This window comes from uncultured Bacteroides sp., from assembly GCF_958445495.1.
Lineage (GTDB): Bacteria > Bacteroidota > Bacteroidia > Bacteroidales > Bacteroidaceae > Bacteroides.
Window position 1 is genome coordinate 18,986 of the sequence record NZ_CAUCSQ010000009.1, and the last position, 22,778, is coordinate 41,763.

The 22,778-nt window shown below is 45.7% G+C and carries 21 protein-coding genes; 18 read left to right on the forward strand and 3 right to left on the reverse strand.

Annotated features, from left to right (window positions below; genetic code table 11):
- The first annotated feature begins 87 nt into the window (after window positions 1–87).
- The 6 genes from Q5076_RS04795 to Q5076_RS04820 all read left to right on the forward strand — a co-directional run bounded on the left by Q5076_RS04795 (window position 88) and on the right by Q5076_RS04820 (window position 7,498).
- Entirely contained in the window at window positions 88–1,347 is a 1,260-nt protein-coding gene (locus Q5076_RS04795; RefSeq protein WP_303011262.1) for a DegT/DnrJ/EryC1/StrS aminotransferase family protein, read from the forward strand.
- Window positions 1,348–1,463: 116 nt separating this feature from the next.
- Window positions 1,464–2,576 (forward strand): radical SAM protein, encoded by a 1,113-nt coding sequence (locus Q5076_RS04800; RefSeq protein WP_303011263.1) that lies wholly within the window; start codon window positions 1,464–1,466, stop codon window positions 2,574–2,576.
- Window positions 2,566–3,750, forward strand: coding sequence for a glycosyltransferase (locus Q5076_RS04805; RefSeq protein ID WP_303011265.1), 1,185 nt, complete (start codon window positions 2,566–2,568; stop codon window positions 3,748–3,750). Before Q5076_RS04800 ends, Q5076_RS04805 begins: the two co-directional genes overlap by 11 nt.
- A 16-nt stretch (window positions 3,751–3,766) precedes the next feature.
- On the forward strand, window positions 3,767–4,546 hold the full coding sequence (locus Q5076_RS04810) for an SDR family NAD(P)-dependent oxidoreductase (protein WP_303011266.1): 780 nt from the start codon (window positions 3,767–3,769) through the stop codon (window positions 4,544–4,546).
- 16 nt (window positions 4,547–4,562) lie between these two features.
- Window positions 4,563–6,536: a lipopolysaccharide assembly protein LapB gene (locus Q5076_RS04815; RefSeq protein WP_303011268.1), complete on the forward strand. Its 1,974-nt coding sequence runs from the start codon at window positions 4,563–4,565 to the stop codon at window positions 6,534–6,536.
- 11 nt (window positions 6,537–6,547) lie between these two features.
- Window positions 6,548–7,498 carry a DUF6734 family protein gene (locus Q5076_RS04820; protein WP_303011270.1) on the forward strand — a complete coding sequence of 317 codons (951 nt, stop codon included), beginning with the start codon at window positions 6,548–6,550 and terminating at the stop codon, window positions 7,496–7,498.
- Window positions 7,499–8,573: 1,075 nt separating this feature from the next.
- On the opposite strand, the gene Q5076_RS04825 is transcribed toward Q5076_RS04820, so the two are convergent.
- The 3 genes from Q5076_RS04825 to Q5076_RS04835 are packed head-to-tail and all read right to left on the reverse strand — an operon-like array spanning window position 8,574 to window position 9,438.
- Window positions 8,574–8,831 carry a hypothetical protein gene (locus tag Q5076_RS04825; protein ID WP_303011272.1) on the reverse strand — a complete coding sequence of 86 codons (258 nt, stop codon included), beginning with the start codon at window positions 8,829–8,831 and terminating at the stop codon, window positions 8,574–8,576.
- Between the two features lie 3 nt (window positions 8,832–8,834).
- Window positions 8,835–9,197 (reverse strand): phage holin family protein, encoded by a 363-nt coding sequence (locus Q5076_RS04830; RefSeq protein ID WP_303011274.1) that lies wholly within the window; start codon window positions 9,195–9,197, stop codon window positions 8,835–8,837.
- 31 nt (window positions 9,198–9,228) lie between these two features.
- On the reverse strand, window positions 9,229–9,438 hold the full coding sequence (locus Q5076_RS04835) for a YtxH domain-containing protein (protein ID WP_005677876.1): 210 nt from the start codon (window positions 9,436–9,438) through the stop codon (window positions 9,229–9,231).
- Between the two features lie 333 nt (window positions 9,439–9,771).
- On the opposite strand from Q5076_RS04835, the gene Q5076_RS04840 reads away from it, so the two are divergent.
- From Q5076_RS04840 to Q5076_RS04895, 12 genes are all read left to right on the forward strand, one after another.
- Window positions 9,772–10,284: an SPOR domain-containing protein gene (locus Q5076_RS04840; protein ID WP_303011275.1), complete on the forward strand. Its 513-nt coding sequence runs from the start codon at window positions 9,772–9,774 to the stop codon at window positions 10,282–10,284.
- Between the two features lie 255 nt (window positions 10,285–10,539).
- Window positions 10,540–11,364, forward strand: a complete 825-nt coding sequence (gene cysQ / locus Q5076_RS04845) for a 3'(2'),5'-bisphosphate nucleotidase CysQ (protein ID WP_303011276.1) — start codon at window positions 10,540–10,542, stop codon at window positions 11,362–11,364.
- A gap of 11 nt (window positions 11,365–11,375) precedes the next feature.
- Entirely contained in the window at window positions 11,376–12,929 is a 1,554-nt protein-coding gene (locus tag Q5076_RS04850) for an SLC13 family permease (protein WP_303011277.1), read from the forward strand.
- A 15-nt stretch (window positions 12,930–12,944) separates the two neighbouring features.
- The gene (cysC, locus tag Q5076_RS04855) at window positions 12,945–13,553 is read left to right on the forward strand and encodes an adenylyl-sulfate kinase (protein WP_303011278.1); all 609 of its coding nucleotides are present in this window, start codon (window positions 12,945–12,947) and stop codon (window positions 13,551–13,553) included.
- A gap of 71 nt (window positions 13,554–13,624) precedes the next feature.
- Complete coding sequence (gene cysD / locus Q5076_RS04860) at window positions 13,625–14,536, forward strand: sulfate adenylyltransferase subunit CysD (protein ID WP_303011382.1); 912 nt, start codon at window positions 13,625–13,627, stop codon at window positions 14,534–14,536.
- 10 nt (window positions 14,537–14,546) lie between these two features.
- Window positions 14,547–16,004 carry a sulfate adenylyltransferase subunit CysN gene (cysN, locus tag Q5076_RS04865; protein ID WP_303011280.1) on the forward strand — a complete coding sequence of 486 codons (1,458 nt, stop codon included), beginning with the start codon at window positions 14,547–14,549 and terminating at the stop codon, window positions 16,002–16,004.
- A gap of 32 nt (window positions 16,005–16,036) precedes the next feature.
- A complete protein-coding gene (locus Q5076_RS04870; RefSeq protein ID WP_303011282.1) occupies window positions 16,037–17,143 on the forward strand; it encodes a sulfotransferase in 1,107 nt (368 codons plus the stop codon).
- An 18-nt stretch (window positions 17,144–17,161) separates the two neighbouring features.
- Window positions 17,162–18,130 carry a PCMD domain-containing protein gene (locus tag Q5076_RS04875; RefSeq protein ID WP_303011285.1) on the forward strand — a complete coding sequence of 323 codons (969 nt, stop codon included), beginning with the start codon at window positions 17,162–17,164 and terminating at the stop codon, window positions 18,128–18,130.
- Window positions 18,131–18,424: 294 nt separating this feature from the next.
- The gene (locus Q5076_RS04880; protein ID WP_303011286.1) at window positions 18,425–19,570 is read left to right on the forward strand and encodes an OmpA family protein; all 1,146 of its coding nucleotides are present in this window, start codon (window positions 18,425–18,427) and stop codon (window positions 19,568–19,570) included.
- Between the two features lie 74 nt (window positions 19,571–19,644).
- The gene (ruvX, locus tag Q5076_RS04885) at window positions 19,645–20,061 is read left to right on the forward strand and encodes a Holliday junction resolvase RuvX (RefSeq protein ID WP_303011287.1); all 417 of its coding nucleotides are present in this window, start codon (window positions 19,645–19,647) and stop codon (window positions 20,059–20,061) included.
- Window positions 20,062–20,105: 44 nt separating this feature from the next.
- The gene (gene def, locus Q5076_RS04890) at window positions 20,106–20,660 is read left to right on the forward strand and encodes a peptide deformylase (protein ID WP_303011288.1); all 555 of its coding nucleotides are present in this window, start codon (window positions 20,106–20,108) and stop codon (window positions 20,658–20,660) included.
- Between the two features lie 76 nt (window positions 20,661–20,736).
- Window positions 20,737–22,764 carry a tetratricopeptide repeat protein gene (locus tag Q5076_RS04895; protein WP_303011290.1) on the forward strand — a complete coding sequence of 676 codons (2,028 nt, stop codon included), beginning with the start codon at window positions 20,737–20,739 and terminating at the stop codon, window positions 22,762–22,764.
- Window positions 22,765–22,778: the final 14 nt, after the last annotated feature.

Below are 22,778 nucleotides of genomic sequence, written 5' to 3' on the forward strand. Positions count from 1 at the left end.
GATAATTAATGGGCAACTGATATCTTAATTATAAGTTGAATATTCTAAAAATTTACGATGTAAATTAAATCACAAAGATATATCACAATGGAAGAAAGAAAAACAATCTACCTCTGCCTGGCGCACATGTCGGAAGAGGGTATTGAACAAAAATATGTAAAAGAAGCATTTGATACCAACTGGGTGGTTCCTTTGGGACCCAATGTAAACGCTTTTGAAGAAGCTTTGAAAAAATTTGCAGGCGGGAAGAATGAAGTAGTAGCGCTTTCTGCGGGAACGGCAGCGGTCCATCTGGCGTTGTTGGCTTGCGGCGTAGGTCCGGGAGACGAGGTATTGGTGCAGAGCTTCACGTTTTGTGCTTCTTCACATCCGATAACCTATCTCGGTGCGACACCGGTATTCATAGATTCGGAACTCGACACCTGGAATATGGACCCAGATTTGCTGGAAGAAGCCATCAAGGACCGTATTGTAAAAACGGGAAAGAAGCCGAAGGCGATTGTTCCTGTCGCCCTGTATGGCATGCCTTACAATTGTACACGAATCATGGAAATCGCCGACCGTTACGATATACCGGTTATTGAAGATGCCGCTGAGGGTTTCGGTTCGAAATTTAACGGTCGCGTTCTGGGAACTTTCGGTAAGTTCGGTGTATTGAGTTTCAATGGTAATAAGATGATAACCACTTCCGGCGGTGGTGCGTTGATATGCGGGAATGCAGAGCTGAAAAACAAGATCATGTGGTATGCTACGCAGGCACGTGAAGCTTATCCCTATTACCAGCATGAGGAAATAGGCTATAATTACCGCATGTCAAATATTTGTGCAGGTATCGGCCGCGGGCAGATGACAGTAGTAGACACACATATAGCGCATCACAAACATGTGCAGGCGCTTTATGAGGAACTGTTGGCAGATGTGCCAGGTATAACTGTCCATAAACAGCCGGCGACAGGAGAGTATGACTCCAATTTCTGGCTTAGTACAATAACACTTGCCCCTTCGCTCCGCATAACGGGTCAGGAAAATGCCTACAAAGAGATAGTCAAGACAGCCGTAGGCGGTGCGGCAGGTATGATTCATGCTGTAGATTGTCCGACTACCGACTGCCAGCCTAATGATAATGTGGAAGCGCTCCGCATGTTTATGCTCTCAAAGAAAATAGAGGCACGTCCCGTATGGAAGCCGATGCATAAACAACCCGTGTATAAACATACTCCGGGCTATGTGAACGGAGTTTCGGAAGCAGTCTTCAAGGTAGGCATGTGTTTGCCAGCCGGCCCGTATGTGACAGACGAGGATGTGCGTTATATCGCAAGTTGCATAAAAGAGGCCATTGTAAAATAAAAACATTCAAATAAAACAGGAAACTTACATACCGGAATCCTGTAAACACCCATAACCTTCCCCAATACCATACGTCAGATTCGGACGTTAAAACTCTAAATGAAAACAGATAACTGATGGCTATTCCGATAAACCCTTTGTCCGACAAATCAGTCGCATACAAAAGTATTGTAGATTTTTATTCGGCGAGGTCTTCTTTTGCAATTCCTAGGAAAATAATCCTGTGTTTGACAGACCGTTGCAACATGCGTTGTAATATGTGTACGTTACAGAATACAGCCATGGAGAAAAAGGAACTGGAACTTACAGACGTGGTAAATATTATAGAAGAACTGGCGTGGATAAAACCTACATTCCTTTTATTCGGCGGAGAGCCTTTGCTGTTTGAAGGCTTCGGTTCCCTGTTGGACTTGCTTTGCCGGCGGCATTGCTCGGCAGAGGTGGTAACCAATGGCTTTTTTCTGGAGAAGTATGTTGACAAGCTGATTGCCGCGGACGTGAAGCTGACAGTCAGCATGAGCGGTGTCGGAAAGGTGCACGACGATATTAAAAATTGTCCTCGTAGCTTTCAGAAAATAGCGCATTTTTTCGATATCCTCTCTCGGAATAACCCGGCATATTTCAAGAATGTAGGAGTTAATTGCGTGATGACTCCCGATAATATTGACGGAATAGAGGAGTTGATTCACTTTTTATCCCAATACCCCATTTCCTCGTTGTCGCTTCAACACATGCAATTCTCTTCCGTTGCTTTACGTGACATGACTAACCAGTTCTGGAGAAAGAATCTAAATGAAGATTTTACTTTGGTATTGCAGCCCAATACCCCCTATAAGTATGACGAAGTCTATTTGAAGAAAGTAAAACTTCTCTCCTGCATGGTAAAAAAGCAGTCCGGAGAGATGAACATCTCTTTTTTTCCGGATTTTGACTCGTCCGACATAGAAAATTATTATTCCGACCGGAGGCATTTCCTATGCGGGAAAGACAACGTCTGCCTCAAGCCGTGGCGTATTCCCACCATCTGCCCTAACGGAGACGTCTCCAACTGCTCCGGCATGGTACTGGGTAATATAAAAGAACAGTCGTTTTGGGAAATTTGGAATGGTGACAAGAACAACGCTTTCAGGGACAAGTTGATATCTTACGGTTCCTTCCCGTTTTGTACTCGGTGTTGCAGTTTTTATGAGAAATATAACTTTTCCGGCAGACAGTACTATGAAAAATAAAATGTCGATAGCCTGCCTGACGGCTGACTTGTTGGGCGGAAGGAGCTTCTCCATAAACTATCATTTGTTTACAGTCATCAATGCTATTTTGGAGAATGATTCCGTTTCCTCCATCCATTTATATACGACGTCGATAAATGACTGCAGCTCATGTTCTTTGATTGAAATACAGGCAGACTTCCATATCCGTTTTCCGCAATCCCGCGTTTTTATACACGAGATGGATTCAAAGGATATCTTGTTTGCAGGGGAAGCCTTGTCTGGTTTTGACCTGCTCATTTGCGAAATGTTCGTGTGGGGCGATAGTGTGAAATATGCCAGAAGCATGAGACCCAGCATTAAAGTCATCTATTGTGTCCATTCCATTTTACAGCAGGAGCTGATAGCTAACGCCCAGAACAAATGGATAGGGTTTGACCATTTCCATCGGTTACAGCGCGAGATGATGGGCATGGCCGACTGCCTGATCTTTGACTCGGAGATGGACAGGGAGTACGCATCCCGTTTTTTCCCGGATATAATCCGCCGTTCGTCTGTCATCTATCCGGTATCTGCGCCTATGCAGGGATTGGAATGCACATGGGATATAACGAAAGTCTCTTTCTCAAGGTTCCGTTTGTTATATGCCGGAAGGTGGGAGTATAGAAAAGGGATAGAACAGTTGATAGACTGTTTCTTCCATTGTCATACTCAATATGGGATGGAGCTGGTTGTCTTGTCGGATTACTTCTACATGGAAAATTTTGACCGGCTCTTCCTGTCTCCGGACAATGCAGCCAAGTTTAAGGCTTTGCTTGACCGGGGAGCTATCAGGTTAATTGGGTGGAAACGTGACAGGGCAGAGTATATTTCCTTCATTTGCGGGCAGTGTGACAGTCTAGTGGTTCCCAGCTTGTATGACCCTTTTAATATAGTGGCCTATGATGCCGTGCAGATGGGTGTTCCCGTTGTGTTGTCAAGATTTTGTGGCGTAAGTGAATTGATACCGGACACTTATGGCAGAGTGGTAAAAGCCAATCCTTATGATGGATATGACCTTTTTAAAAGTGTAGAGAAAATGTACCGTAGTTTGCAGGAGCGGGAAATAGCGCCGTTACATGCGGTTCCATACGGGGTTGTTGAAGCGGGCAGGGAATATAACAGACTGATAAACGGTATTCTTGGATTAATATGAAAATCGATTGATAGATATGGATAGTAAAAGTAAAATAATAGTGATAACCGGTGCGACTTCGGGGATAGGCATGGCCGTAATCAGAGAATTTCTGAATGTATATCCCGACTGCTATTTCATTTTGGTGAGCAGGAGTCGGGAAAAGATGAGAGAACGGATAGAAAGTAAGGCGGATATCAGAGAGCAGATTCGGTATGAAATCGTGGAGACAGACCTTTGCAACCTCCATGAATCGGAAGACTCCCTTGAACCCCGTATCCGGGAAATCGGGAGAGTGGATATCCTTGTCAATGTGGCTGGCGAGTTCATATCGAAACCTTTTGTTGAAATGGAGGCGGAGGACTTTTACCGGTTAGTAATGTCCAATTTGTTTACTGTTTTCGTGTCTGGCAAGACAATCCTTCCCTTTATGCTTAACCAACGTTTCGGTTCCATTGTGAACGTCGGTTCCGTTCTAGGGCTCCGTCCCATGTCGGATACGAAATGCGCCGTTTATGGCGCAGTGAAGTCTGCCGTGGCGCATCTGACCCGTATGCTGTCTGCTGAATACGGAGAATATAATATTCGTGTGAATTGCGTCTGTCCGGGGATACTGAATCCTGTCGAAGGCGTTGGAGAAGGAAGCTATGAAGCTTACCGGAAGTTGAACGGGCTAAATCATTATTTGGGGGTACAGCCTCTGAAATGGTTCGGCTCTTCTTCCAATGTAGCTAAAGCCATTGTCTTCCTTGCCAGTGAACAGTCGGAATGGACCACGGGAGAGGTCATGTGCGTAGATGGCGGAATGGGAGTTTGACCGGAGGAAAGTAAAAATGAAAGAGAAAAACGAACCGAGGAGGAATGCCGGCATTTCTTCGTCTTTGATAACGAACTGGCTTTCTTTGGTATTCTTTGTCTTTATTGTCGTTATCATATTTTTCTTTCTGTACCGTCAGTGCAGTATTGGTGAAGATACGGTGAAACGCATGTCCGGTATCGAGTCACGCTTGATGGAAAAACTGGAAAATGTTGCAGACTCTCCGGACACGCATGCGGATTTGGTGTATTGTAAGGAATCGTTACATGCTGAACTGGAACTGATAAAGGTGCGTTTTAATGATTTCTCTTCTTCCATCACCTTGATATTGAGTGTCATTACCATCGTATTCGTTATTTTCAGTTTCCTGGGGTTGATGAAAGTGCAGGATGAGTTAAAGCGTCTTGAGAAAGACAAAGAAGAGTTTGAGAGAAGGATAAAGGAGAACTGGGAGAAACATTCAGCGGCGATGGATGCCGACAGGGAAGAACATAAACGTAAGATGTCCGTCAACCTGGAGGAAATGCAGGTGCTCCAGGATGAAAGCCGTGTGGAAAATTTATTGTCCGAATATCGTTATAAAGAGGTCGATATGATTTGCCGGAAGTACGAAGGTGAAGGCAGGGAGCGTCCCTATTTTATTTATGCGTCCGCTCGCGTAGATATGAATCGCGGTGATTACAAAAGTGCTTGTGACAAACTTAACAGAGTTGTCCCTATTTTATACAATGGTGTACGGCATGAGTATTATTATTACTTGGGTGAAGCCTATTTTTATTTGGAAGAGTTCGAATTTGCCGGAAAGTATGTGGAGAAAGCCATAGAGATTCTAAAGGATAAATCAAGCCTGCCAGGGGTGGGCTCTTCGGAGGATGAACTGCGAATTATAGACGAGACATGTCTCTCTTCCCAAAAAACGCTTTCCAAATACAGTTGTTTACTGGGGCGCATTTACTTGTCTGCCATTCCGGAAGGTAATTTCAATGATAACAGCGCTTTTGAAAAAGTATTGTCGTCTTTTGCTCTGGCGCTTCAATGGGACAAGCGGAATACAGATATATTGATGTGGATTGCCATTACTTATCGGAAGAAAAAGGAATTCTCCCGTTCAAAAAAAATATTGAATAATATTATTAGTATAAATACCGAGATGTGGTATTATTACCATGAACTGGCGGTCACTTATTATTGCGAAGGGCTTTCCTATAAAGAGTCGGGAAATTTCTCTATGGCGGATGAGTGTTTTAAACGAGCGGAAAAAAAATATCATATATTGTTCGGTAAAATGGATACATATCATTTGACAGATGATTACGGTTTTCATTATTATTTAGGAGTTATTTATATCGAATGGGGAAAACTCAAGGAGGCGGAAAAGGAACTGATACGTTCGATTAGAAACAATAAAGAAGCAAAAACATATTATTTCTATGATTTAGGCAGGGCGTACTTTATTACTGAACGATATGACTTGTCTAGTAAGTATTTAAAACAGGCGTGTGAGAAAAGCGAAGAGAAAGAATCGATATACCTCTTTTATTTAGCGTTGTCTTATGTTTACCAGTTGGAAAGGGTGAACGATTTCATATCCTGGGAAGAGATTTCCCGGTTGCTTGAAAAAGCGATATATATAGACGGCGATAAGGAATTTTATTATACACATTCGGTTGCGGTGTATTTGGCAAGCGGCAGAGTGGTTGAAGCAGAAGAGTATCTGGAAAGATACAGTCGGCTTACGGACGGGAGGGATAAGATGCAGCACGAGTTTCTGTATACTTTGTTGAATGCGATGTACTATTTATGTGACGTGGACAGGTGTGGTGAATGTCTTTTGGAAAATATGGACGGGAAAGATGCCGGAAACCTGATGAACGGACTGGTGAATTTCACATATCATTCGCTGGAGGCGGGATTGCGGACGGGTATGGTGCGTGGCGGGGCTGTGAAAAGTGTCCTGGATTTGTTACGTGAATATTTGAACAAACGCTAATCCTGTTTCGTATGCTTGGCATTCATTGTTTTTTCTCGAAGCCTGTCCAATTAGGACGTAATGTCAGCGGCGTGTATAAAGCTTATGTTCCCGGCAAGATATTTTCCGATTATGCATTATGTATGATGATTCTCTCCGCTCTGCAGTGGAGGAAAACGAATGGGAGCATAAAGTTGTATTGTGACGAACCGGTTTACATCCAACTCAGGCAGGCGCGGCTTTTGTCTTGCTGGGATGAGGTCGAGATACTCCGAGATGATTCCGCAGGGCGGGAAATCAATCCGCAAATCTTTTGGTCCGCGGCAAAATTTATGGCTTATGAGAAACAACGTGAACCGTTTGCTTGTATCGATACCGACTTAATTATTTGGAAAAAACTTGACATACGTCCCGAAGTGGACTGGCAATTCGCCCATTGGGAAACAATTGATATGGGGGATACCTCTTATCCGGATATCGCCGTCCTGTCAAAACCCGACGGCTATGTATTTCCGGAATCGGCGGGTGAGGAGACGCTGGCGACGAATATGTGCATTACGGTGTTTAATAATATGGATTTCTGCAAGGTTTTCGTGAGTGAAGCTTTCAGGTATATGTGTGGTAACAGGGTGAAGTCTGTATTCGGGTTACATGCGACTCCGGAAGTCTTATATATGGAACAAAGGCTGCCTGTTCTGCTTTCCGGGCAATATGGATATACCTGCCGTCCTTTCCTGGATGCAGTATGGTCTCCCAAGTCTTTCAAGTTTATATCGGACGACCCTCAATATGGCAGTTGGGCATTCAACAGGCTGGATGACAGAATGCCTTTCACTCATTTCTGGTTTTATAAGAAATGGGCGGAAGAACATCTTTGGGCTAAATTTGAGTTGGAACGCCAATTGTTGCATGAACTTACCGTCAGGTTTCCGGAAGTGTTATCGGATATATCTTATTATTTGAGGAAGACGGGCAAGTTGTAAAGAGGTGTGGTACGCACCGTGGTTCAAGGAATGGAATACGGCCGGCAATGGGAGTTTATCCGTAAGTGGGCGGTTAACCGCATAGGCATGGCATATCTCCCCTGTTTGCGAATACTGGGGGGAACCAAAAGCAGCGGTTTACAGTTCCTAAAGCACAGCTTTACGCCCTCTAAAGCTAAGTTTTACCTCATGTATAGCACTATGTTGGTTTAAAGAGTACAATAGGTACACTTTTTCAGGGCTTCCTTACACACACATACACGCGCGTAATTTTCTGTTTAGGATATATTCTGTTTAAGGAATTTTGTGTACCCTAAAATCTTTTCCTTTGCTGACCTGAATCAGTTTGCTTGCCTTTATGTGAATCAATAAATGAAGCGGAAGATGAATAATAGCAATAATTATATAATCCGTTTTGACAGGGAGATAAAGAGGCTGCTCTGTAGCAAGGTAAACTTTGGCGTACTTGAAGGAGTACTTACTACGTTATTGGGCGAGAGGACTATTATCCAGAGACTTCTTGAAAGTGAAAGCTGTTAAGAGGATAATCTAAAAAAATTAGGAGTAACTGCGGTATAATTTCACAAACTACGGGATTATCCAAAGAGGAGATTGAAAGATAATAATGGGATTTTGCATGTATTGTGGGGCGCTTTACCACTGCCACCTCAAAACAGAAGAACGGGACAACTTTATTTAGGATTGATAAGCTATAACATAAAATCCCCCTATTTTAGCCTTCATTCATCAGGATATGAGGCAAGAATAGGAGGATTTTTCCTTTTAAAGTTTATATTTCAGAGATTTCCCGCTTCCAATTTCTGTTGGAAGACATTTATATTGACAATATTAAATGGCACAGTATAAGCGTATGTTTTCAAAAGAAGAGTTGCAGTGGATTAGTTTTGGGAACCATCTTTTTATGTATATCCGGGAAAATATATTCCTTTTTTTATTTACCGGATGGTTCCACCTTAATTATTCGCGCGCACGTGTGTGGAATATCGGAGTAGTGTACTTACTGTACTTTTGTACCTGGAATATCTGTCGGAATACCTGAAAAATAAAGAAAAGGCTACCTCAGGCTTCTGAAATACGCACGCACTTTCCGCATCACCTTGATTCCCATCATCACCCCGTCGAATATAGCCATACCGGTATTGAATGAACGCATGAGGGCGTCCGCCTTATTGGTGGCAGGAGCAAGCGGGGCGAATATCTCACGGGTAGTCATTGCCATCGCCTTCTTTTGAGCCCGTATTTCATTCAAAAGTTTCTTTTTGCGTTGAGCTATCTCCTCCAATGTGAATTTCTGCGGTGTTTGCGTACTCATAATTTATTTGTTTGAATCGGTTAAAAATAAATTGGCGAGGAAGTTCACCATCGGCGAAATGATGAGCTGCTTGCGGAAAATAATGACAAGGGCTATGAGTAGGACGTTAATGCCGGCTATAATGGCAAAGCTCGCCATGAGCCCGCCTACCAATGGCTCCAGGATATAGGCTAAAGCGAAAAGCAGGTAAAACAGGGCCACCATGCCTAAGATAATAAGTACTAATATCATGATTAACGTTGAAAACAAGATAGTCAGCTTTTCCGTTAATTCCAATTTGGTGTATTCTTTTTGAAGTTCCAGATATTTTTTGAACTCGAAAAATAACTGCTGGAAATTTTCAATGCTCTTATCGTCTGCAAACATGGCCGCTCTGTTTTAAAATCCTTTTAATCACTTACTCTGCTATTTCGCCTTTCATCTCGGCTGCAATCTCGTCAACGAGATTTTCCATTTCACTGCGGTTTAGCTTGATTCCTTTTTTACGGAGAATCTCGGCGATTTTATGACGGGTATCCTCTCCCTTTTCAGGAGCAAATAAAATACCAAGGGCTGCGCCTACGGCCGCACCACCCAAAAAAGCTGCTAATACATTCAATCCTTTCATAATATATAATGTTTAAATATGATACAACAAATATAACATTTTTCTTGAAAGGTTGTTCGGCAATACCGAAAAAAGTATGCAGTTTTATGATTCTTTTTTTCTTTTGCGGTTTAATCTTATTTAACTGCCTTTCGGAGCCGGTCAATGACGCTTTAAACGTACTTTTGTCATTTCTATGGTGAACAACCGGAACATAACGGGTATTAGGACTGTTTAATGTGTTTTTTCACCGGATTTCTTTGCCGGATGATAAAAATTCTATTATTTTGTTGCCCGAAACAGAATGCTGACAGGCAAGAACGTGAATTATTAATTAAAACAGAGTATAGGAATATGAGAAAATTGGTTGTATTAGGAATGGGAGTTTGCTTGATGCTTGCATTTGCATCTTGTAAATCCAGCGAAAGCGCCTATAAGAAAGCTTATGAGAAAGCAAAACAACAAGAACTGGCGGAACCTCAGGTGGAAGCTCCTGTGGAAGTGACTCCGGTGGTTGCGCCTCCCGTGGTTACGGCTCCCGTGACGGAAGCGCCCAAGGTGGCAGATACATCCGGTATTCGTGAGGAAAAGGTTACGGTCGTTTCCGGTAATGACGGATTGAAAGATTATAGCGTGGTGGCAGGCAGTTTCGGTGTAAAGGCGAATGCGGACGGATTGAAGGAATGGCTGGACGCCCAGGGTTACCAGGCTACTATCGCGTTTAATGCAGAGAAGGCGATGTATCGTGTGATAGTCAGCTCGTTTACGGATAAGGCTGCCGCTGCCGAGGCGCGTGACGCTTTCAAGGCTAAATATCCGAACCGTTCGGATTTCCAGGGCGCATGGCTGCTCTATCGCGTATATTGATTTCTTTTTGGTAATATATTATATGGGAAAGAACAAACGTTTTTTCCGGATAAGAAGGCGGTAACTGGGAAGTTACCGCTTTTTTATTGTACGGTGGAGGTGTTCGCCTATTTAGATATTTTTATTATTCTACTAAAAGAAGTTATAAATGTTTGCGAGGAAACTTTTATAGGGAATAAAGTTTTTACTTTTGTCAACTCTTAAGTTAGAAGAATTATAGCCTTTATATCAATGAGGTATTAATTAAGGAATTAAATGGAACAGAAATATGTAACAAATGCTATTGACGCGGCATTGAAGGCAGGTGAAAAAATACTTTCTATTTATAATGACCCGGCATCGGATTTCGGGATAGAGAGAAAGGCTGATAATTCTCCTCTGACGATAGCTGACCGGAAAGCGCACGAAACGATTGTCGCTGTCTTGAATGATACTCCTTTCCCGGTTCTTAGTGAAGAAGGAAAGTCGCAGGATTATGAAGTCCGCCGTAAATGGGAAGTATTGTGGATTGTAGACCCTCTGGACGGAACGAAGGAATTTATCAAACGCAATGGGGAGTTTACCGTAAACATCGCCCTGGTACGCGGTTCAAAACCTGTATTGGGGGTGATTTATGTACCTGTGAAGAGAGAGCTTTATTTTGCAGCGGAAGGTATGGGAGCCTATAAGTGTTCCGGCATAACGGAATTGGAAGAGGAAGACAGGACGTTGGCACATCTAATCGGGAGGTCGGAACGGATGCCTTTGACGGGGAACCGCGGGTGTTTTGTAATTGTCGCTTCCCGTTCGCATCTGTCGCCGGAGACGGAAGCGTATATCTCGGCTTTGAAAAAAGAACACGATAATGTCGAGCTGGTTTCGAGCGGGAGTTCCATTAAAATTTGTTTGGTTGCGGAAGGAAGTGCGGATGTCTATCCGCGTTTCGCTCCGACGATGGAGTGGGATACGGCTGCCGGACATGCCATAGCCCGCGCCGCCGGAATGGAAGTGTACCAGGCCGGGACGGATGAGCCTTTGCGGTATAACAAGGAAGACTTGCTGAATCCCTGGTTTATCGTTGAATCCGAAAGAAAACACTAATGGATGTTTGTATGACATTTGAGATTGTATTCGTATTGTTGGTTTTATTCGGAATGGTGGCTGCCCTGGTCGCTGATAAAATGCGTCCGGGCATGGTGCTGTTCACGGTAGTGGTATTGTTTCTGTGCGCCGGCATCCTGACGCCGAAAGAGATGCTTGAGGGGTTCAGCAATAAAGGCATGATTACCGTCGCCCTGCTTTTCTTGGTAAGTGAAGGGATTCGTCAGTCCGGGACATTGGCGCAAGTGATAAAAAAACTACTCCCGCAGGGAAAAACGACAGTGTTCAAGGCGCAATTGCGCATATTGCCTTCGGTCGCCTTCATTTCCGCTTTTCTGAATAATACCCCCGTCGTGGTAATCTTTGCCCCGATTATCAAACATTGGGCGAAGTCGGTGAACCTTCCGGCGACTAAATTCCTGATTCCTCTTTCCTATGTGACTATTCTGGGTGGTATTTGTACGTTGATAGGTACTTCGACCAATCTGGTAGTGCACGGAATGGTGCTGGAAGCCGGATATGAGGGTTTCTCCATGTTTGAGCTCGGAAAGGTCGGGATTTTTATAGCCATAGCCGGCATCATCTACCTTTTTCTTTTTTCGAAGCGCCTTTTGCCGGATGCGCGTCCTGATACTACCGTGCCGGACGAAGAGATGGAAGAAGGGGAGAAGCTGCATCGGGTGGAAGCGGTGCTGGGAGCCCGTTTTCCCGGCATAAACAAGAAATTGAGCGATTTTAACTTCCAGCGTCATTACGGTGCGGAGGTGAAAGAGATAAAGACACGCAGCGGACAACGGTACGTGACAAACCTGAACGATGTGGTGCTTCGGGAAGGGGATACGCTGGTAGTGATGGCGGACGACACATTTATTCCCACATGGGGAGAGTCTTCCGTATTCGTGCTGTTGACTAACGGGAATGACCCCGATACCACCGGAAAGAAAAAGCGCTGGCTGGCATTGATACTTCTGGTATTGATGATTGTGGGCGCGACGGTGGGAGAGCTTCCGGTTGTCAGGGAACTGTTTCCGGATATAAAGCTGGACATGTTTTTCTTTGTTTCCATCACTACGATTATAATGGCGTGGACCAACCTTTTCCCCGCCCGGAAATATACGAAATACATTTCCTGGGACATCTTGATAACTATCGCCTGTGCGTTCGCCATCAGTAAGGCAATGGTAAATTCCGGGGTGGCGGACTGCGTTGCCGGGTTTATCATCGGCTTGAGTGACGATTACGGGCCCCACGTCCTGCTTGCCATGTTGTTTGTCATCACGAACCTGTTTACAGAACTGGTTACGAATAATGCGGCAGCAGCCCTGGCTTTTCCTTTGGCGTTGTCCATCTCCACACAGTTGGGAGTAAGTCCGACTCCTTTCTTTGTCGTGATTTGCATGGCTGCCTCCGCCAGTTTTTCTACACCTATCGGCTATCAGACGAATCTGATTGTGCAAGGTATCGGTAACTACAAATTTACGGATTTCGTGCGTATCGGTTTGCCTCTCAATATTATAACCTTTTTGATTTCTATCATTCTGGTCCCGATAATCTGGAACTTTTAATAAATGGATTTGTAAATGGAAGAAAATAATCATATATATCCTATCTTTGACCGTATGATGACGCGGCGAGATAAAGAAGAACTTTTAGGACAGCACAGTGTCATGATTTGGTTTACCGGCTTGAGCGGTTCGGGAAAGAGCACGATTGCCATTGCGCTGGAGCGTGAACTTCATAAGCGGGGATTTCTTTGCCGCATTCTGGACGGCGATAATATCCGCAGCGGCATCAATAACAATCTGGGATTTTCGGAAGCCGACCGGGTGGAGAATATCCGGCGCATCGCGGAGGTTTCCAAGCTGTTCCTGGACAGCGGCATCATTACGATTGCCGCGTTTATCAGTCCGAACAACGATATCAGGGAGATGGCGGCGGATATTATCGGAAAGGAAGATTTCCTGGAAATTTTCGTGAGTACTCCGCTGGAAGAATGTGAGAAGCGCGACGTGAAAGGGCTTTACGCCAAAGCACGGAAAGGGGAAATACCGAATTTTACCGGCATTTCCGCGCCGTTTGAGGTGCCTGAACACCCGGCGCTGGCGCTGGATACTTCCAGGATAAGCCTGGAAGAGTCGGTGAACCGTTTGCTGGAGCTCGTTTTGCCCAAAGTAAAGAGTATAAAATGAAGAATGAGGGATTCAGTGCCGGCAGACAGTTTGCCGCGCAGGTTCGTAATCTGTGATTCGTAATTTCAAAAATAATGGAAGAGTATAAATTAAGCCACTTGAAAGAACTCGAAGCAGAGTCTATTCACATTATCCGCGAGGTGGCGGCGGAGTTTGAAAATCCGGTGATGCTTTACAGTATCGGAAAAGATTCTTCAGTGATGGTGCGCTTGGCTGAAAAAGCGTTTTATCCGGGTAAAGTGCCGTTTCCATTAATGCATATCGATTCGAAATGGAAATTTAAGGAGATGATTCAGTTCCGTGACGAATATGCCGAGAAATACGGCTGGAACCTAATCGTGGAAAGTAACATGGAAGCGTTCCGTGCCGGGGTGGGTCCTTTTACGCACGGGAGCAAGGTGCATACGGATTTGATGAAAACACAGGCGTTGCTTCATGCGCTGGATAAATATAAGTTTGACGCTGCATTCGGCGGCGCTCGCCGTGACGAGGAAAAATCGCGTGCGAAAGAGCGTATCTTTTCTTTCCGGGACAAGTTCCACCAGTGGGATCCGAAGAACCAGCGTCCGGAACTGTGGGACATTTATAACGCCCGTGTGCATAAGGGAGAGAGCATCCGGGTGTTTCCGTTGAGCAATTGGACGGAGTTGGATATCTGGCAGTACATCCGTCTGGAGAATATCCCGATTGTCCCGTTGTATTATGCGAAGGAGCGTCCGGTGGTACGGATAGACGGCAACCTGATTATGGCGGACGACGACCGTTTGCCGGAGAAATACCGTGACCAGATTGAAATGAAGACGGTGCGTTTCCGCACGTTGGGCTGCTGGCCGCTGACCGGGGCCGTGGAAAGCAACGCTTCTACGATTGAGGAGATTGTGGAGGAGATGATGACTACCACCAAGAGCGAACGTACGACCCGTGTGATTGATTTCGACCAGGACGCGAGCATGGAACAGAAGAAACGTGAAGGATACTTTTAATTAGTTGGCAATGGATAATAAATTGGATATAAAGGCATTTCTGGATAAGGATGAACAGAAAGACTTGTTAAGGCTGTTGACCGCCGGTTCGGTAGATGACGGGAAATCTACGTTGATTGGGCGTTTGCTGTTCGACAGCAAGAAATTGTATGAAGACCAGTTGGATGCGTTGGAACGCGACAGCAAGCGTGTGGGCAACGCGGGTGAACATATCGACTACGCCTTGTTGCTTGACGGCTTGAAGGCCGAGCGTGAGCAGGGGATTACGATTGATGTGGCTTACCGCTATTTTTCTACTAACGGCCGTAAATTTATTATTGCGGACACTCCGGGACATGAGCAATATACGCGCAATATGATTACCGGCGGTTCTACGGCGAACCTGGCGATTATACTGGTAGACGCCCGTACGGGAGTGATTACCCAGACCCGCCGCCATACGTTCCTGGTTTCTTTGCTGGGGATTAAGCATGTCGTGTTGGCAGTCAACAAGATGGATTTGGTAGATTTCTCGGAAGAACGCTTTAATGAGATTGTGGCGGATTATAAACGGTTTGTGTCTCCGTTGGGAATCCCCGATGTGAATTGTATCCCGCTTTCGGCGTTGGACGGGGATAATGTGGTGGAGAAGTCGGAACGTACTTTGTGGTATGAAGGGCCTTCTCTGCTGGATTTCCTTGAGACCGTGCACATTGACAACGACCATAATTTCGAAGATTTCCGTTTCCCGGTGCAGTATGTGTTGCGCCCGAACCTGGATTTCAGAGGCTTCTGCGGGAAAGTGGCTTCAGGGATTGTCCGTAAGGGGGATACGGTGATGGCGCTTCCTTCGGGAAAGACTTCCAAGGTGAAGAGCATCGTGACGTATGACGGGGAGCTGGAATATGCTTTTCCGCCGCAGTCCGTTACGTTGACGCTGGAAGATGAAATCGACGTTTCCCGTGGCGAGATGCTGGTACATCCGGACAACCTGCCGACGGTTGACCGCAATTTTGAGGCGATGATGGTATGGATGGACGAAGAACCGATGGATGTTAATAAATCATTCTTCATCAAACAGACCACCAACCTGAGCCGGACCCGTATCGATGCGATTAAGTATAAGGTGGATGTGAACACGATGGAACACCTTTCCTTGGAAAACGGGCGGTTGACGGGAGAGACTCTGCCTTTGCAGTTGAATCAAATCGCCCGTGTGGTGCTGACGACAGCAAAAGAATTGTTCTTCGATTCTTACAAGAAAAACAAATCTTGCGGCTCGTTTATCCTGATTGACCCGATTACCAACAATACTTCGGCTGTGGGTATGATTATCGGCCGGGTGGAGATGAAGGATATGAATGATGCGGACGATATTCCGGTATTGGACTTGCCGAAACTGGGGATTGCTCCGGAACATTACGGGGCGGTCGAGAAAGCCGTGAAGGAGCTGGAACGTCAGGGAATCGCGGTCAAGGTGGTTAAATGATAACGTAAATCATAATTCATAAATCAAGAAAAGTGGGATTACTCGAATTTAACAAGCTTCCGATTAATACATTGGTCGGCGCCGACTGGAAGACCTTCCGGGCTATCACTTCCGGTCGTGAGATTGATGCGGCTTATAAGGGCAAGTACCGGTTGACGAAAGCCGTGTGTCGCTTGCTTTCACCGTTGGCTTCCCTGCAGGACAAACGTTACGGGAAATTGCTGGCAGACCGGCCGCTGGAACATGACCCGGTATTTATTCTGGGACACTGGAGAAGCGGGACGACGTTTGTGCACAACGTTTTCTCTTGCGACAAGCATTTCGGCTACAACACGACTTACCAGACTGTGTTTCCTCACCTGATGATGTGGGGGCAGCCCTTTTTCAAGAAGAACATGAGCTGGCTGATGCCGGATAAGCGTCCGACGGACAATATGGAACTGGCGGTAGACCTTCCGCAGGAAGAGGAGTTCGCTTTGGCGAACATGATGCCTTATACGTATTATAATTTCTGGTTTCTTCCGAAATACCAACAGGAATATGCTGACAAGTATTTGCTGTTTGACGATATTACGGATGAGGAGCTGAAAGTGTTCGAGGAGGTGTTTACCAAATTAATCAAGATATCTTTGTGGAATACGCACGGCACGCAGTTCCTCAGCAAAAATCCGCCGCATACGGGACGGGTGAAGGAGTTGGTGAAGATGTTCCCGAACGCCAAGTTCATTTATCTGATGCGCAATCCGTACACCGTGTTCGAGTCTACGCGCAGTTTTTTTACAAATACGATTCAGCCGTTGAAACTTCAGGATATCAGCAATGAACAATTGGAGGAAAATATCCTTTCTATTTATGCGAAGCTCTACCACAAGTATGAGTCGGACAAGAAATTCATTCCGGAAGGGAACCTGAAAGAAGTGAAGTTCGAGGATTTCGAGGCAGATGCGATGGGAATGACGGAGGATATTTACAGGTCGTTGTCCATCCCCGGATTTGCGGAGGCATGCGGAGATATCGAGAAGTATGTCGGTGGTAAGAAGGGATATAAAAAGAATAAGTATAAATATGACGACCGCACCATCCGGCTGGTGGAGGAAAATTGGGGATTTGCCCTGAAACAATGGAATTATAATTTATAAAAGAAAGGAAAGGTATTAATGGTTCGGAAGATTGTTCATCGCCTGTTGATGACAGGTTTTGCGGCATTTGTTTCTTCTTTGTCTGTGACGGCGCAGCATAAAGTGGAAATGTTTCCTTTTGGAGACATGGACCAGTGGGTGGACCGCCAGATAAAGGAATCGGGAATTATCGGGGGGAACACGAAGAATGTGTATGAGATTGCTCCTACGGCTGTAATTAAAGGCGACCAGGTTTATAAGAACATGGGAGGGTCGCCGTGGGGGACTTCGAATGTGATGGCGAAAGTGGCGGGCATCACCAAGACGAATACTTCCGTTTTTCCCGAAAAGAGGGGCGACGGCTATTGCGCGCGGCTGGATACGCGCATGGAGAGCGTGAAGGTGCTGGGACTGGTGAATATTACGGTACTGGCGGCGGGCTCTATTTTCACCGGTTCGGTGCATGAACCGATTAAAGGAACCAAGAATCCGCAGAAGATGTTGCAGTGCGGTGTGCCGTTTACCAAAAAGCCGGTCGCTCTTCAGTTCGATTATAAAGTGAAGATGTCTGACAGGCAGAACCGCATCCGGGCTACGGGATTCAGCAGAATCACCGACGTTCCCGGCAAGGATTATCCGGCGGCAATCCTTTTTCTGCAGAAACGGTGGGAAGACGCCGAAGGCAATGTTTTCGCGAAACGTATCGGGACAATGGTGACTTATTATTACCATTCTACCGACTGGAAGAATAATGTCTCGTATGAGATTATGTACGGGGATATTACAGGCCGTCCCGAATACAAGGCGCACATGATGCGGTTGCAGGTGACCGAAAATTATACGGTAAACAGCAAGGGGGAAAGCGTACCCATCCATGAAGTGGCATGGGGAAATGAGGACGATGTGCCGACACATATATACATACAGTTTACGTCTAGCCACGGAGGGGCTTATGTCGGTTCTCCGGGCAACTCGCTGTGGGTTGATAACGTGAAGCTGGTTTATTAGCCGCATGATTGCATCGGCAAGAGAAGCGCCCCGCCATCACCCGGAAGAGGAGTCTGGCGGGGCGTTTTTATATATACAGCTTCCGGCCCGGTCTTTCCCGTTTCATAAAAAAATGTATGGGAATGATTTTTTACGTGTTTTTTTGTTTGTGTTATATTAAATATCTATATTTGCATTAATTTTATAGAAAGGGTGGTTGCTTATTGTCTCTTTGTCAAGTATGTGGCGTCAGGAGAAACGCAGATGTCAATGCAAGGCAAACGGAAATATAATTATTTACTAAAATAAATTGAGATGAAAAAGGGTTTATTGTTTATTTTATTGGCGGCGGCCTCTGTGTGTCTGCCCGCTCAAGAGAAAGAAAATGCGGCAAAGAGCTATAGAGTGGAAACAAACCTCTTTGGCGCTAATTGGTTCATTAGTGGCGGCATTGGTGCACAAATGTATATGGGCGACAATGACGGCAAGGCCAGTTTCGGCAAACGTCTGGCTCCGGCGCTCGATATCGCTGTAGGCAAGTGGTTCACTCCGGGTATCGGATTACGCCTCGCTTACAACGGGCTTCAAGCCAAAGGCGCGACTCCTTATGCGGATGACGTATTTGTAAAAGGAGGGCAATATTCTAACGGCTATTACAAGCAGAAATGGAATCTCGCCAATTTTCATGGTGATGTCCTGTTCAATCTATCCAATATGATTGGCGGTTATGACGAAGAACGCCTGTATTCGTTCATTCCTTACGTGGGAGCCGGTGCAGTGGTTTCATGGTCTAAGCCGAACCAGCAGAACCTGGGTATCAACGCAGGTTTGATTAACCGTTTCCGTCTTTCTCCCGCTTTGGATTTGAATGTTGAATTGCGGGGGCTTTTGATGAAAGACGCATTCGGCGGCTCTTCTAAGGAAGCTATGGCGGGTCTGACCGTGGGAGTGACCTACAAGTTCAAGAAACGCGGTTGGGATGCTGTTCCTACCGTACCGATGGTTCCGGAAAGCCAGTTGAACGAGATGAGAGACCGGGTAAATGCTTTGAAGGGCGAGAACGAATCCCTGAAACGCGACTTGGTTGACGCCCGTAACAAGAAACCGGAAGTTATCGTGAAGAAAGAGGTCGTTGCCTCTGTTCCGCGCCTGGTGGTTGTGTTCAACATCGGCAAGAGCAACATTGCCAAGAAGGAATACATGAACATCGAGACTATGGCTAAAGCTATCAAGGAGAACTCCGGCAAGGTTTACACCGTAACGGGATATGCGGATAAAGGAACCGGTTCCGCCGAATATAACATGAAGTTAAGTAAGAAGAGGGCAGAAGCTGTCCGTGACGTATTGGTTAACGAATTCGGTGTTCCTGCTTCCCAGTTGAAGGTAGACTATAAAGGCGGTGTGGGCAATATGTTCTATGACGATGCCAAGTTAAGCCGTGTAGCTATTGTGGAAGAATAATACACATCTAAATAATTGGAATAAAAAAGACGTTTCCTTTCATGGGAAACGTCTTTTTTGTATTTTTGTGCCCCATGAGCAGAATAGTGGCAATAGATTACGGAAGAAAGCGCACGGGGATAGCCGTCAGCGATACGATGCAGTTGATTGCGAACGGCCTGACGACAGTGCCTACGCATGAGCTTCTGGACTTTATCAGTGGTTATATGGCGAAGGAACCGGTAGAACGGGTCATCGTCGGTCTACCCAGGCAGATGAACAACGAGGTGTCGGAAAATATGAGACATATCGAGCCTTTCGTCCGTTCGCTGAAAAAACGTTTCCCGGAACTTCCGGTCGAATATGTGGACGAACGTTTCACATCCGTGCTTGCACACCGCACGATGCTGGAAGCCGGGTTGAAAAAGAAAGACCGGCAGAATAAGGCTTTGGTTGACGAGATAAGCGCCACTATTATTTTGCAGACCTATTTGGAGAGTAAACGTTTTTAATAAAAGACATAGAGTAACTTAATTTTTTTAGTGGAATATAAAGTATGATTTTACCTATTTACGTATATGGCCAGCCTGTGCTGAGAAAAGTAGCGGAGGATATCACTCCGGATTATCCGAATCTGAAAGAATTGATTGCGAACATGTTCGAGACGATGGTGCATGCGGACGGAGTAGGGCTTGCCGCCCCGCAAATCGGTTTGCCCATCCGCGTGGTAACTATCACGTTAGACCCGCTTTCGGAAGAATATCCCGAATTCAAGGATTTCAATAAGGCGTACATCAATCCCCACATACTGGAAGTGGGAGGTGAGGAAGTGAGCATGGAAGAAGGGTGTCTGAGCCTTCCCGGTCTTCATGAGACTGTGAAAAGAGGCAGCAAGATTCGCGTGAAATATATGGACGAGAATTTTGTGGAGCATGACGAGGTTGTGGAAGGATATCTGGCCCGCGTGATGCAGCATGAGTTCGACCATCTGGAGGGGAAGATGTTTATCGACCATCTCTCTTCGCTTCGCAGGCAGATGATAAAAGGAAAATTGAACGCGATGTTAAAAGGAAAAGCGCGTAGCTCGTATAAGATGAAACAGGTGAAATAAAGATAAAAAACGTTTATATCCCTGTTAAGTAAACGAAAAGCGTTATTTTTGCTTCGTTTACAAGTATAAGATGTCAATGATAAAAAAAATATTAACAGTTTTAATACTGTTCCCTACGCTGGTATATGCTCAGATTAATACGGACCGGGTGATGACTATTGCCCGGAACGCTCTTTATTTTGAGGACTACGTACTGTCTATCCAGTACTTCAACCAGGTGATTAATGCTAAACCTTACCTGTATGAACCTTATTTTTTCAGGGCGTTGGCCAAGCTGAACCTGGAAGATTTCCAGGGAGCCGAGACGGATTGTGACGCTGCCATTCAACGCAATCCGTTCGTGGTGGGCGCATATCAGGTCCGGGGCTTGGCAAGAATCCGGCAGAATAAGTTTGACGGCGCTATTGAGGACTATCAGAAAGCGTTGCATTATGACCCTGAGAACATTACTTTATGGCATAACCTGACGCTATCCCACATTCAGAAAAAAGATTATGATTCCGCTAAGAAGGACTTGGAAAACCTGCTGAGGGTTTCGCCGCGCTATACCCGCGCTTATCTGATGCGGGGGGAGGTTTTTCTGCAACAAAAAGATACGGTTGCTGCGTTGAATGATTTCAATAAGGCTCTCGAGCTGGATAAGTACGATGCGGACGCATGGGCGGCAAGGGCTATCGTCAGGTTGCAGCAGGAGAAATATGCGGAAGCGGAATCCGACCTTGACCGCGCCATCCATCTGAGTGCGAGGAATGCAGGAAATTATATCAACCGTGCGTTGGCTCGATTCCATCAGAACAACCTGAGGGGGGCTATGAGCGACTATGATTTGGCGTTGGATATCGACCCGAATAATTTCATCGGGCATTATAACCGGGGTCTGCTGCGGGCGAGAGTGGGAGACGATAACCGCGCCATCGAGGACTTTGATTTTGTAATCCGGATGGAGCCGGATAATATGATGGCAATCTTTAACCGGGGCTTGCTCCGCGCGCAGACGGGAGATTACCGTGGTGCCATACAGGATTATTCGACGGTGATTGAGGAATATCCGAATTTCCTGGCGGGATACTACCAGCGTGCCGAGGCGCGGAAGAAAATCGGAGACCGCAAGGGTGCCGAGCAGGATGAGTTCAAGCTGCTGAAAGCACAGTTGGATAAGCAAAACGGGGTGAAGGATAAAGACGTGGCGCAGAATAAGAATCAGGAAGCTGAAGAAGATGAGGGGAACAAGACCCGTAAGAAGTCCGACAAGAACATGAATAATTACCGCAGGATAGTGATTGCGGACGATTCCGAGGCGGAACAGCGTTACACGAGCGATTATCGCGGACGTGTGCAGGATAAGAATGTGAACATAAAGCTGGAACCGATGTACGCCCTGACTTATTATGAGAAGATAAGCGATGTGAAACGGTCGGTGAATTTCCATAAGTATATTGAAGACTTGAACCGTTCGGGAGTACTCCCCAAACGGCTTCGTATCACGAATATGGAAGCACCGTTGACGGAGGAACAGGTGAAATTCCATTTTGCCTTGATTGATACGCATACGTCGGCTATTGTGGATGATGAGAAGGACGCTTCGAGGCGTTTTGCCCGCGCGATTGATTTTTACCTGGTGCAGGACTTTTCAAGTGCGGTTTCCGATTTGACGCAGACGATATTGCTGGACGGAAACTTCTTCCCGGCGTATTTCATGCGTGCGCTTATCCGCTGCAAGCAACTGGAATATCAAAAGGCCGAACAGAATACGGGGACGGACATGCCGGGTGACAATGCGCGCAAGGAGATAACCGCTGTGGATTATGAAGTGGTGATAAAGGATTTGGACAAGGTGATTGAGCTGGCGCCGGATTTCGTGTATGCGTATTACAACCGCGCCAACGTGTCTGCGATGCTGAAAGACTACCGGTCGGCGATTGTCGGTTATGATAAGGCTATCGAATTGAATCCAGATTTCGCGGATGCTTACTTCAACCGGGGATTGACACATATTTTCCTGGGTAATAATAAGCTGGGCATTTCGGATTTGAGCAAGGCGGGAGAGCTGGGCATTGTTTCCGCTTATAATGTAATCAAGCGTTTTACGGAACAAACGGAATAACATTTTTTTGATAA